This window comes from Actinomycetes bacterium (assembly GCA_036510875.1).
In the GTDB taxonomy this organism is placed as follows: domain Bacteria; phylum Actinomycetota; class Actinomycetes; order Prado026; family Prado026; genus DATCDE01.
This window is the reverse complement of record DATCDE010000357.1, coordinates 1-11,265: the sequence shown is the minus strand read 5'-3', so window position 1 is coordinate 11,265 and position 11,265 is coordinate 1. Positions and strand designations below refer to the sequence as shown.

Below are 11,265 nucleotides of genomic sequence, written 5' to 3'. Positions count from 1 at the left end.
GGCGCAGCCTGGTTCGGGTGGTCACCCACCCCTTCGGTGGCCCGGAACAGGAGGCCGACAGATGACCGAGAACAACCAGGCGGCTCCGGGCCGCTCGCGTCGCGGCCGCACCGTGGGTGCCGCGGCGGGACTGCTCGCCGCGGGCCTGGTGGCCGGCGGGATCCTGGCGGGCACGTTGGGCGCGTCCGCCGCGACCACCGACACCATGACCACCCCGAGCGCGGCCGCATCGTCCGGGTCCACCGGGACCACCCCGGGTCAGCCGCCGGCCAACGCCAAGAGCTCGACGTCGGTGCGCAGCGACGAGAAGTCGGTGTCCACTGACCTCGCCGCTCAGCTGACGACGAAGGCCGGGGCCGCCGTTGCGGGCGGCACCGTCTACCGGGTCGAGACCGACGCCGGTGACGCCGCCGACGAGGTGCACCTGACCAAGGCGGGCGGCTCCCTGGTCACGGTGAAGTTCGACAAGAACCTCGACGTCACCGCGGTCGAGGACGGCATGGGCAAGGGCGACCCGGCCCCGGTCGGTGTCCCGCAGGCGTCGAACGGCGGCTGACCGCCAGCGAGTGGAGCGCCAGTGAGCGGATAGCCGTGGATCGGCACCCATGGCGCTCACCGGCGCCCCACTCAATTCGTGCTGCCGGTTGGTCCGTGTTCAGTGGGCGGGGGCGCTCCAGACGTCGGTGCCCCAGTGGGTGAACGTGTCCCGCGCCGTGGCCGGGATGTACTCGGTCATCATGTACGCCCGGGACTCGGTGGCGTCGCTGGTCGCCGACCTCGGGCTTGGGCCGTCGGTCCACCGTCTGGGGCCACGCCCCTGGACCGAGGTGCTCGACCTCATGGACTCCGCGGACTGCTTCGTGTTCAGCAGCCTGCGAGACTCCTTCGGTGGCCGATGTCTCGAAGCCGCGGCGCGCGGGCTACCGCTCGCGGTGCTGAACCACCACGGAGCGGGCGAGCTGTGCCGGACGCCGTTGCCCGCAAGGCTGGCGTTGATGTCCCGACCTGGCGGTCCCCCTCGCGGACGCGATGATCGACGTCGTCAGCGACCCGGACCGGTGGCGGGCCATGAGCCGGTCCGCCGCGGAGTGGGCCGCGCAGCAGACCTGGGCGGCCAAGGTCGACGCGGTCGAGCCGATCCACGGACGGCTGGCAGACCGGGAGAGCCACTCAACGGTGGCTATAGAGTTGCCGAGTGAGCACGGCTGACGGCGGTTTCGCTCATCGCCGTGAGGCTCCGCGGGTCCTCTGGGCAATCAGTCATCCCACTCTTGTGCGCGCCGAAGTCCCCATCCTCCGTCAGGCCGGCCTTGACGTGGTGCCCGAGGAGCCAGACCCCTCAGCGCTACGTGAGCTGGACTTCGTCCAGTACCCGTCGGACGATCAGTACGACACGGTGGACGCACCCGTGGCGCCCGGGAGGTGCCTGCGGCTGTGGGCCCGCGGCGGTCGGGTCAGTCCTGCCGAGGCCGCGGCGGTCAATGCCCACTACGACGCGATCATGGTGGCCACCCGACTGGACGTCGCCCTGACGGTGCGCCGTTGGTTCCGCGGTGTCGTGTTGTTCCGGCACTTCGGAAACGTGCCCGGACTGCCGGGCATGGACGACCCCCCGCGAGACCCTCGGCTGCTGTCCGGCATCGTCGGCGTGCCGATCTTCTCCAGCCTCTTGGATTCGCCACTCGGCCGTGCACTGCCCGAGACCAGGCTGCTACGGACTGCTGTGCCGAAACCACCTGTGCGGACCACAGGTCTCGTCTCGCCGGATGGAGACGTGGGGATCTACCTCGGCGGACTCGGGAACCCGACCGACTACTTGCCGCAGATCGTCCGCCTAGCAGCAGCGGTCCCGGACCGCCGGATTGCGCTGCTCGGCCTCACCGAGACTCACCGAGCGCAGTTCGAGCACGCGGCCCGCAACCTCCTGGTGGTGCCGCGTTTGGGGGAACGGGAGTACTGGGAGCGATTCACGTCCCTGTCCGTCATGGTCTACCCGCACGAGGATCCCAGGCACAGCCACTACATCCCCTTCGAGGCGATCTCCCTCGGCATCCCCTGCCTGGTGCTCGAGCGAGGCGTAGCCGCCGGCGAGGCGGGAATCCCAGGCACGAAGGACGGTGCACCCAGCGGGGTCTTCATCGACTGGCAGGGCCTCACCCACGAGCTGGCGGCACTGCTCCGGTCCCCCGAGCGGCTCACCGCGTTGGCCCGTGCGCAGCAGCCTCTGCTCGGCCCATTCTCCGAGCAGACCGTCCTCCGCCAGGCGCGCCAACTCGCCGAACTGGTCGGTTCCGCCGCGCCAGCCGTCCGGCGCGCCACAGCGGACGCTATCTACGCGGGAGGGATCCCGTCGGCTCGCAACCTGCGCGAGGGGATGCGGTCCGGCCTGCCTGAGGAGGTGGGCGTGGCGGCGGCCAGAATCGCCGCGTCGGACGACCTCGCGAAGACGTGGAGCGCGCGCCTGGTGGCCGACCCGGCAGACGGAGTGCTCGCCCGGCTGGAGACCGTGCCCGGTGACGATCTCCTGCTCAAGATCGGAGCCCCCGAGGGCCTGCCCGCCGACGGTCGCCGGCTTCGGGTCACTGTGCACACCGCCGAACAGCTGGACCTACCCGCCGTTGCGGAGGTGACGCGCGGGGACGACGTGCTTTCGCGGCATCCCCTGCGGCGGCTCGACGCGCCCGCGACCGGTGCGGGTGGCGGGTGCGCCGCCGAGGTCGTCCTTACCCCCGGACAAGCCGTCCGGATCCGCGTCCTCACCGCCCTGGCGGCACCGTCGACCACCTTGACTCGGGTGATCGTGGCACCCACCACCGCCTCAGCCGGCGGGGACGCCGTGGGGCACGCGACCGCAAGGGGCGAGGATCGCGTGCCGCTGTGGACTGTCGGGCGGGGTGGTGCGCGCGGCAGGCTGCGCCGGCGGACAGCCGGATCCGCTACCGGGACGTTCTGGGGGGTTCGGTTGTTGCGCTCCGACCTGCTTCCTGGGCAACGCCTGATCGGGAACGTTCCCGCCGGCCGTCGAGGCGGCAGCGCCCTCGTGCTGCGGCGCACGCAGGGCGGGGGTCGGACGCGCCTTGCTGGCGTCGTCGTCCTCGGCCGAGCCCTACACCGGTCCGCACCAGCAGTCGACGGCCAGCGGGTCCTCGCTGTGGGCAGCCGACGAGGTCTGCTTGGCCTTGGCCGGTCAACTCAGGTCCCGATCGCGACGATGTCACCTAGGTCCGACCAGTCGGTCGGACGCCCAGGTGGCACCGAAGGGGCGTGAAGGTGGCAAGTCTGCGCAGCCGGATGGGCGCCCTGCGGGACCGGTGGCTTCTGGCCGGCCTCCCGAGCCGTACCGCCCGGTTGGACGAGTCCATGGACGACCTGAAGGCTCAACTGGCGCAGCTCGCCCTCGCGCAAAGGTTGCCCGATGCCGAGCCCGACCTGCGCGTCTTCAGCCAGTGGGGCGAGGACGGAATCCTCGCCGCGCTGATCGATCAGCTCCGGGGCATCCCGCGGACCTTCGTGGAGATCGGCGTCGAGGACTACCGCGAGTGCAATACCCGGCTTCTCGCCCGCACCGGCTGGACCGGGCTGGCCATCGACGGGGACCAGGTTGCGGTGTCCCACGCCCAAACGCTGCGCGAGGTCTGGTCTGGGGCGGTACGGGTGGTCGGTGCCTGGCTGGAGCCCTCCACCGTGGACGCGGTCGTCACGGGCGCCGGAGTCCGCGGTGAGATCGGGGTCCTGTCGATCGACGTCGATGGGATCGACCTGTACCTGCTCGACGCCCTGACCGGCGTGGACCCGTGGATCGTCGTCATCGAGTACAACGCCCGCTACGGTCCCCGCGACGCCGTCACCGTCCCCTACCGGGCCGGCTTCGACCGTCGCGTCGAGCACTTCTCCTGGCTGCACCACGGGGTGTCGCTGGCCGGGGTCGAGGTCTGGGGTGCGGCGCGGGGCTACGACCTCGTCGCGGTCAACCGCGAGGGGACGAACGCGTTCCTCGTGAAGTCCTCGCGCCGACCGGACGGGCTGCCCGCGCGCTCTGCGCCGGATCTGTGGCGCCCCCTGAGGTTCAGCGAGAACCACGGCGAGGACGGCGCGCACCGGCCGATCAGCTTCGACGATGAGCGACGCATCGTGGCGGCGCTCCCGAAGGTCGACGTGCGTGAGCTGCTCACCCCGGACCGCACCGCTGCCGCGCTTGAGCCGGCCGACCCGCGAGGATGACCACGGGCACACAGATGGCCGCGGCTGGCCGCGGCAGCCGTCTGCTGCGGGCCGGCGCGGCGAGTCTGGCGTCCCGCGGCATCGGCATCGTGGCGACCCTCGTGCTGACCCCCATCGTCATCAAGGGCGTCGGGACGGAGCAGTACGGCGCGTACGCGACGATCACCAGCCTGGCCGGTGTCGCCGTGGTGACCGACCTCGGCATCGGCGGCGGGTTGGTCGCACGGTTGGCGCATGCCCTCGGCCGAAACGACGGTGCAAGTGCCCAGGGGCTGGTATCGACCGCGTGGTGGGCCCTGTCCGGGCTAGGGCTGGTCCTCGCGGCCATCGTCACCTGTGCGGGGCTCGTCCTGCCGTGGCCACGGCTGCTCGGCCTGCCTGGTCTGCCCGCGGCGGACGCGGCCGCGTCCGTCGTGGTGTTCGGAATCGCGCTCGGTTTGGGCCTTCCGCTCGGTCTGGGCGACCGTGTCCTGACCGCCACCCAACGGGGTACCCAAGCCGCCGGCTGGTCGCTGCTGTCGAGCACCGTAAGCCTCGCCGCGACGGGGCTCGCCGCGCACCTGTCCGGGACGTTGCTGGCCGTCATAGCCACGGCGAGCGTGACCCCGCGGTTGTTCAGCGCCCTCCAGACCTGGGTCACGATGAACCGGGTCTGCCCCGACCTGCGCCCGCGCCGCGACCTCGTTTCAGGGCGGGCCTTCCGCCAGCTGCGGACGGCCGGAGCCCTGTTCCTCGTGCAGGGCGTGGCGATCGCCGTCGCGTTCGAAAGCGACATGCTGGTCGTGTCCGCGACCCTCGGGGCCCATGAAGCAGCGGTCTACTCGGTGAACATGCGGATCATCACCCTGGTCGGCTCGTTGGCGGTGGTGACCCTCGGCCAGGTCTTCCCAGCCTTCGGGGAGGCGCTCGCCGGCGGCGACATGCCCTGGGTGACGCGCACCTTCCGCCGTCTCACGCTCGCTCTGGCCGGCTACTCCGCCGTGGCGTCGCTGACGCTGCTGGTGGTCACACCGGCGTTCGTCGGCTGGTGGGTCGGTAGCGACTTGGTGCCGCCCACCTCTTTGCTGGTCGGCCTCGTGGTCTGGACGGCGTACACCACGCTGCTCATCCCGGCGAACATGCTCATGAACGCAGCCCTGGTGATCCGCATCCAGATCGTGCTGTCTCTCGCGATGGCCGCGCTGAACCTGCCGCTGTCGATCGTGCTGGCCCATCACATCGGCGTCGCCGGGCCGGTGTGGGGCAGCGTGATCGCGCACGTCCTGGTGAGCCTGGTGCCGACCATCGTGATCACCCGACGGGTGCTCAGCGGCAGGCACGCGGTGCCGGTGGCGACCTGAGCGGTCAAGCCTGCGCGAGACGGGTGCGGTACCACCCATAGGTCGCCCGGATTCCATCGTTGAGGCTGATCTCGGGCTTCCAGCCGAGGGCCTGCAGGCGGGTGACGTCGAGGAGCTTGCGGGGGGTGCCGTCGGGCTTGCCGGTGTCCCACTCGATGCGGCCGGCGAAGCCGGTGATCTCGGCGATCGACTCGGCGAGCTCGCGGACGGTCAGGTCGGTGCCGACGCCGACGTTGAGGGGGGCCGGGTCGTCGTAGCGCTCCAGCAGGTGCAGGCAGGCGCGGGCCAGGTCGTCGACGTGCAGGAACTCCCGGCGGGGCGTGCCGCTACCCCACAGCGTCACCGCGGGGGCGCCGGCGGCGGTGGCCTCGTGGAAGCGGCGGATCAGCGCCGGCAGCACGTGCGAGGTCTGCAGGTCGAAGTTGTCCCCCGGCCCGTACAGGTTGGTCGGCATCGCCGAGATGAACGAAACACCGTGCTGCCGACGCAGCGCCTGCACCTGCAGCACGCCGGCGATCTTGGCGATGGCGTAGGCCTCGTTGGTCGGCTCGAGCGGGCCGGTGAGCAGGGAGTCCTCGCGGATCGGCTGCGGGGCGTGCTTGGGGTAGATGCAGCTGGAGCCGAGGAACAGCAGCCGGGTCACGCCGTGCTCGAGGGCGGCGTCCAGGACGTTGACCTGGATCCGCAGGTTGTCGGACAAGAAGTCGTTCGGGTAGGTCGCGTTGGCCAGGATGCCGCCGACCTTCGCCGCCGCCAGCACGACGTGCTGCGGCCGCTCGGCCGCGAAGAACGCGAAGGTGGCGTCCCGGTCGCGCAGGTCCAGCTCGGCCGACGTCCGCCCGACCAGGTCGGTGAAGCCCTCGGCCTGCAGGTGCCGCCACACCGCCGAACCCACCAGGCCGCGGTGCCCGGCGACGTACACGCGGGCGTCGCGGGGCAGGGGTCCGAGCTCGCTGGCCATGCCGGCCAGGGTACGGGGCGCGGCCGCGCGTTCACCCGAACGGCTCAAGCGGGCGGTCCCACATTCCGAGGACCAGAGCGTGACCACAAAGGCGCTGATCTCCGGGATCACCGGACAAGACGGCTCGTACCTCGCCGAGCTGCTGCTGGCCAAGGGTTACGAGGTGCACGGGCTGATCCGACGCTCGTCGTCGTTCAACACCGAGCGGATCGACCACATCTACCAGGACCCGCACGAGGCGGACCGCCGGCTGCACCTGCACTACGGGGATCTGCACGACGGGGCGGGGATGGTGTCGCTGCTGTCGCGGATCGTCCCGGACGAGGTCTACCACCTAGGTGCGCAGTCGCACGTGCGGGTGTCCTTCGACATGCCGGTGTACACCGGGGACGTGACCGGGCTGGCCACCACCCAGCTGCTCGAGGCGATCCGCTGCCTCGGCCTGCAGACCCGCTTCTACCAGGCGTCCAGCTCGGAGATGTTCGGAGCGACCTCCCCGCCGCAGAACGAGGACGCGCCGTTCCATCCGCGTTCCCCGTACGGGGTGGCGAAGGTCTACGGGTACTGGATCACCCGCAACTACCGCGAGGCGTACGGCATGTACGCGGTCAACGGGATCCTGTTCAACCACGAGTCACCGCGCCGCGGCGAGACCTTCGTCTCCCGCAAGATCACCCGGGCGGTCGCCCGGATCGCCGCCGGCCTGCAGGAGCACCTGTACCTGGGCAACCTGGACGCGGTGCGCGACTGGGGCTACGCCCCGGAGTACGTCGAGGCGATGTGGCGGATGCTGCAGGTCGACGAGCCCACCGACTACGTGGTCGCGACCGGCACCGCCTACACGGTGCGCGACTTCGTCACCCTCGCGTTCGAGCGGGCCGGGCTGGACTGGCAGCGGCACGTGCGCTTCGACGAGCGCTACCTGCGCCCGTCGGAGGTTGACTCGCTCATCGGGGACGCCGCCAAGGCCAAGAAGGTCCTGGACTGGGAGCCGCAGACCCTCACCCCTGACCTGGTGCGGATCATGGTCGATGCGGACAGGGCGCAGCTCGAGGCAGAACTCAGCGGCGACCACACCCGCCGAGCTGCTCGAGTGAGCCCGTAGGCGTACGGGTCGGAGCGGACGGGTGAGCGTTCGAGTCTCCTACGACGCGCAGATCTTCCGCCGTGAGCGTCGCGGGGGCATCTCCAGGTACTTCACCGAGTTGGTTGGCACCTACCACCGCGAGCCGAGCCTTGGAGTGATCCCGTCCCTCCCCGCTCGCTTGGTCGCCTCCAAGCACCTGGCCGAGGCCGGATTGGGGCCTCGCGTGGTCGTGCCACGCGCACTCGGCCGGGCCTCGCAGCTGCTCCCGGTCAGCCAGAGTCCAGGCCGGGGAGCCGACCTGGTTCACCACACCTACTACTCGCCGTTCGTGCTTCGGGGGGACCGGCGGCTTCCCCGAGTCAGCACCATCCACGACATGATCCCTGAGCTCATGCCCGAGTACTTTCCCCGGGGCAACCCGCATTGGGCGAAGCGTCAGCACGTCGAGCAGAGCAGCGGGCTGGTCTTCGTCTCTGAGGCGAGCCGTCGCGACCTGTTGCGACTGTACGGCCCCCAGGACGTCCCGATGGTTGTTGCTCCCCTTGCCCCCGGGAGCACGTTCCACCCGCGATCGCTCGCCGGCACGCCAGCGCCGCCGTTCGTGGTGTTCGTGGGCGCACGCAAGGGCTACAAGGACTTCGACACGCTGCTCTTGGCTCTGGCCCGACTGCGAGCACCCGGGCTGTCCGTGGTGGCCGTCGGCGGTGGGAGCCTCAGCCGAGCCGAGCGCGCCCGGGTCGAGGAGCTCGGACTGGCCGGTCGGGTCCGACAGGTCTGCGTGTCCGACGAGGGGCTGGCCCACCTCTACGCCTCGGCCATCGCCCTCGTCGTGCCGTCCCGGTACGAGGGCTTCGGCCTCCCGGTGGTCGAGGCCATGGCTACCGGATGCCCGGTCGTGGCCAGCGACATCGAGGTGTTCCGGGAGATCGCGGACCAAGCCGCGGAGTACTTCGCCGTCGGTGACGCAGACGCACTGGTGGTCACCCTCGAACGGGTCCTTGGCGACGACGCGCTCAGGCGGTCGCTTCGCGAGGCGGGGCTGCTGCGTGTTCGGGACTTCACCTGGTCGCGCACCGCTCGGATCACCGCGGAGCTCTACCGGGAAGTCCTGCTCGGTAGCCGCAGCTGGTGCTGACCCTCGACCAGGCTTCGGCCCGCCCACGTTCACCCGTTCGGCTCAAGGGCGGGTGCTGGGTGGTCGATCACCTAGCCGTGATCTTCCGTCTGCTCCGCACCGATGGGTCGGGCCCCGCATGCACGGTGTCCCCGTGACGACGCTGTGGGTGCTCGGCGAGTCTGGCCTGGCCCGCGAGATGAGTCGGCTGGCTCGGTTGCTTGACCCGCTCGCCCTGCGCTGGGACGCGATCCGGCAAGCCGGTGCGGCCCTGGAGGACCAGCTCTTCGAACTCGGTGGCGAGGCGGTCATGGGGATGGGCACACCGAGGATCCGGGGTCGGGTGGCAGAGCGCCTCGCCGCGCTCGACGATGACCGCTGGCCGATGCTGATCCACCCCCGCGCCGACGTCGACCCCGCAACAACGCTCGGTTGCGGCACCGTGGTGGCTTCCGGCGCGGTCGTCAGCACCGACGCTGTCCTGCAGGCGCACACTCTGATCAACTACAACGCCACCGTGGGCCACGACGTGTACGTGGGTTCCTGCTGCGTGGTGAACCCGGGTGCCGCTCTGTCCGGCGGGGTTGTCCTGGAGGCGGAGGTCCTGGTCGGCGCTCGGGCCGTGGTCCTCGAGGGCCGACGCGTGGGGGCGGGGGCAAGAGTCGGCGCCGGGGCGGTCGTGGTCGACGACGTCGAGCCAGGAACCACCGTCGTGGGCATCCCGGCGAGGCCGCTCGTCCGTCAGGAGTTCGCCTCATGACCGACCGCCTGCCGGTGGCAGCTCCTAACCTCGGCGGCAACGAGGAGAAGTACGTGCTCGATGCCGTCCGCTCGTCGTGGGTCTCCTCGACCGGCCCGTACCTGGCCCGGTTCGAGGAGGAGTTCGCCGACCTGTGCGGCACCCGCCACGCCATCGCGGTCAGCAACGGCACGGTCGCGCTGCACCTGGCGCTGCTCGGTCTCGGCGTCGGAGCGGGTGACGAGGTCGTCGTCCCCTCCCTGACGTACATCGCCTCGGTCAACGCCATCCACTACGTGGGTGCGACGCCGGTCTTCGCCGATGTCGACCCCAACACGTGGTGCCTCGACGTCGGGGCAGTCGAACGTGCCATCACGTCTCGCACCCGCGCGGTGGTCGCCGTCCATCTGTACGGCCAGCCGGCGAACATGGACGCACTGCGCGCCGTGTGCGAACCCCGCGCCATCCACATGGTGGAGGATGCGGCCGAGGCCCCGCTGGCCACCTACCAGGGTCGGGCCACCGGCGGACTCGGCGACGTCGGCACGTTCTCCTTCTATGGCAACAAGCTGTTCACCAGCGGAGAAGGCGGTGCGGTCACCGTCGACGACGACGACCTGGCCGCGCGGATCCGGCTGCTGCGAGGGCAGGGGATGGACCCGGCCCGGCGCTACTACTTCCCGATCGTCGGCTACAACTACCGCCTCACCAACGTGGCCGCGGCACTGCTGTGCGCACAGCTCGAACGACGCGAGGAGTTCCTCCAAGCCCGCCGACAGATCTTCGCGGCCTACGAGGCTCGACTGTCCGGACTGACGGGGCTCACCCTGCAGCCGAACGTGCCGGGTACCGAGCGGAGCCCCTGGCTGTTCTGTGCCCTGGTCGACGAACCCGATTTCGGCGCCGACCGGGACACCCTGATGGGACACCTGGAGGCGGCCGGGATCGAGACCCGCCCGTTCTTCCCGCCGATCCACCGGCTGCCGCCCTACGAGGACCTGGCCCGCGCTCAGAACGCCGTCCTAGCCGTCACCGACCGGTTGGCCGCTCAAGGCCTCAACCTGCCGACGTTCGTCGGGATGACCGAGGACGACGTCGATCGCGTCTGCGAGGCCATCCGGGCCTGTTCGAGGCTCCGGCGGTGAAGCCGCTGCGGGTGGCGGTCGACGCCCGCCTGCGGCCCGGTACCGCGGGCGGCATCGAGAATGTGGTCATCGGGCTGGCACAGGGTCTGAGTCGGGCTGCCGCGGCCGACGTGGAAGTGACCTTCGTGGGGCGCGCGGGGGAGATGGGCTGGCTGTCGCCACACCTCGGTGCGGCGATCCGCGTGCATGAGGTCAGCCGGGCCAGTCGGTTGGTGCCGGCCTTGAACAGGAAGCTTCGCTCCGCAACGGGCCGATCACAGCCACTGTCGGTCGACACGGTGATGCAGGCCCTGCGTTTCGATGTGGTGCACTTCCCGTTCCAGGCGGCCGGACTGGTTTCTGCCCCATTCATCTACCACCCGCACGACCTGCAGCACCGGCATCTCCCGGAACTCTTCACCGCCGCCCAGCTCGCGGACCGAGAGGCCCGCTACCCAGCGCTGTGCGGCGCAGCGGCGGCGGTCGCTGTCGGCAGCAGCTGGACCAAGGCCGACGTCGTCGAGCAGCTCGCTCTGCCGGCCGAGAAGGTGTACGTCGTCCCGCTTGCGCCGGTCACGGCGGCTCCGGCGGGCCCGGTGGACATCTCTGACTTGCAGCTGCCCGACGCCTACACGGTGTATCCGGCCGCCTCGTGGGCGCACAAGAACCACCCCCGCCT

At 70.7% G+C, this 11,265-nt stretch carries 12 protein-coding genes; 10 read left to right on the top strand and 2 right to left on the bottom strand.

The window, feature by feature from the left end; translation table 11 throughout:
• Window positions 1-61: 61 nt before the first annotated feature.
• The gene (locus VIM19_20490; GenBank protein HEY5187215.1) at window positions 62-556 is read left to right on the top strand and encodes a hypothetical protein; all 495 of its coding nucleotides are present in this window, start codon (window positions 62-64) and stop codon (window positions 554-556) included.
• A 99-nt stretch (window positions 557-655) separates the two neighbouring features.
• Here the strand turns inward: VIM19_20490 and VIM19_20485 are convergent, their stop codons facing one another.
• Window positions 656-841: a hypothetical protein gene (locus tag VIM19_20485; GenBank protein HEY5187214.1), complete on the bottom strand. Its 186-nt coding sequence runs from the start codon at window positions 839-841 to the stop codon at window positions 656-658.
• 188 nt (window positions 842-1,029) lie between these two features.
• Here VIM19_20485 and VIM19_20480 point away from each other — a divergent pair, with 188 nt between their 5' ends.
• The 4 genes from VIM19_20480 to VIM19_20465 all read left to right on the top strand — a co-directional run bounded on the left by VIM19_20480 (window position 1,030) and on the right by VIM19_20465 (window position 5,561).
• Window positions 1,030-1,209, top strand: a complete 180-nt coding sequence (locus VIM19_20480) for a hypothetical protein (GenBank protein ID HEY5187213.1) — start codon at window positions 1,030-1,032, stop codon at window positions 1,207-1,209.
• 109 nt (window positions 1,210-1,318) lie between these two features.
• Window positions 1,319-3,268: a hypothetical protein gene (locus VIM19_20475; protein ID HEY5187212.1), complete on the top strand. Its 1,950-nt coding sequence runs from the start codon at window positions 1,319-1,321 to the stop codon at window positions 3,266-3,268.
• Window positions 3,265-4,221, top strand: coding sequence for a hypothetical protein (locus VIM19_20470; protein ID HEY5187211.1), 957 nt, complete (start codon window positions 3,265-3,267; stop codon window positions 4,219-4,221). Before VIM19_20475 ends, VIM19_20470 begins: the two co-directional genes overlap by 4 nt.
• On the top strand, window positions 4,218-5,561 hold the full coding sequence (locus tag VIM19_20465; protein ID HEY5187210.1) for a lipopolysaccharide biosynthesis protein: 1,344 nt from the start codon (window positions 4,218-4,220) through the stop codon (window positions 5,559-5,561). The genes VIM19_20470 and VIM19_20465 overlap by 4 nt, the downstream gene beginning before the upstream one ends.
• Window positions 5,562-5,565: 4 nt before the next feature.
• On the opposite strand, the gene VIM19_20460 is transcribed toward VIM19_20465, so the two are convergent.
• Complete coding sequence (locus tag VIM19_20460; GenBank protein ID HEY5187209.1) at window positions 5,566-6,522, bottom strand: GDP-L-fucose synthase; 957 nt, start codon at window positions 6,520-6,522, stop codon at window positions 5,566-5,568.
• A 79-nt stretch (window positions 6,523-6,601) separates the two neighbouring features.
• Between VIM19_20460 and gmd the strand changes: the two genes are divergently transcribed.
• The 5 genes from gmd to VIM19_20435 form a co-directional block, all read left to right on the top strand.
• Entirely contained in the window at window positions 6,602-7,627 is a 1,026-nt protein-coding gene (gene gmd / locus VIM19_20455; GenBank protein ID HEY5187208.1) for a GDP-mannose 4,6-dehydratase, read from the top strand.
• A 22-nt stretch (window positions 7,628-7,649) separates the two neighbouring features.
• Window positions 7,650-8,744, top strand: coding sequence for a glycosyltransferase family 1 protein (locus tag VIM19_20450; protein ID HEY5187207.1), 1,095 nt, complete (start codon window positions 7,650-7,652; stop codon window positions 8,742-8,744).
• Window positions 8,745-8,877: 133 nt separating this feature from the next.
• Entirely contained in the window at window positions 8,878-9,483 is a 606-nt protein-coding gene (locus VIM19_20445) for an acyltransferase (GenBank protein HEY5187206.1), read from the top strand.
• On the top strand, window positions 9,480-10,607 hold the full coding sequence (locus VIM19_20440) for a DegT/DnrJ/EryC1/StrS family aminotransferase (GenBank protein HEY5187205.1): 1,128 nt from the start codon (window positions 9,480-9,482) through the stop codon (window positions 10,605-10,607). The genes VIM19_20445 and VIM19_20440 overlap by 4 nt, the downstream gene beginning before the upstream one ends.
• A partial coding sequence (locus VIM19_20435) for a glycosyltransferase (GenBank protein ID HEY5187204.1) occupies window positions 10,604-11,265 on the top strand: 662 nt, incomplete at its 3' end. The genes VIM19_20440 and VIM19_20435, both read left to right, overlap by 4 nt.

Excerpts from the sequence above, each read along its gene's own strand:
- VIM19_20485 (HEY5187214.1), bottom strand. The coding sequence starts at position 841 with ATGAGGTCGAGCACCTCGGTCCAGGGGCGTGGCCCCAGACGGTGGACC.
- VIM19_20440 (HEY5187205.1), top strand. The coding sequence starts at position 9,480 with ATGACCGACCGCCTGCCGGTGGCAGCTCCTAACCTCGGCGGCAACGAG.
- VIM19_20490 (HEY5187215.1), top strand. The coding sequence starts at position 62 with ATGACCGAGAACAACCAGGCGGCTCCGGGCCGCTCGCGTCGCGGCCGC.
- VIM19_20460 (HEY5187209.1), bottom strand. The coding sequence starts at position 6,522 with ATGGCCAGCGAGCTCGGACCCCTGCCCCGCGACGCCCGCGTGTACGTC.
- VIM19_20480 (HEY5187213.1), top strand. The coding sequence starts at position 1,030 with ATGATCGACGTCGTCAGCGACCCGGACCGGTGGCGGGCCATGAGCCGG.
- VIM19_20465 (HEY5187210.1), top strand. The coding sequence starts at position 4,218 with ATGACCACGGGCACACAGATGGCCGCGGCTGGCCGCGGCAGCCGTCTG.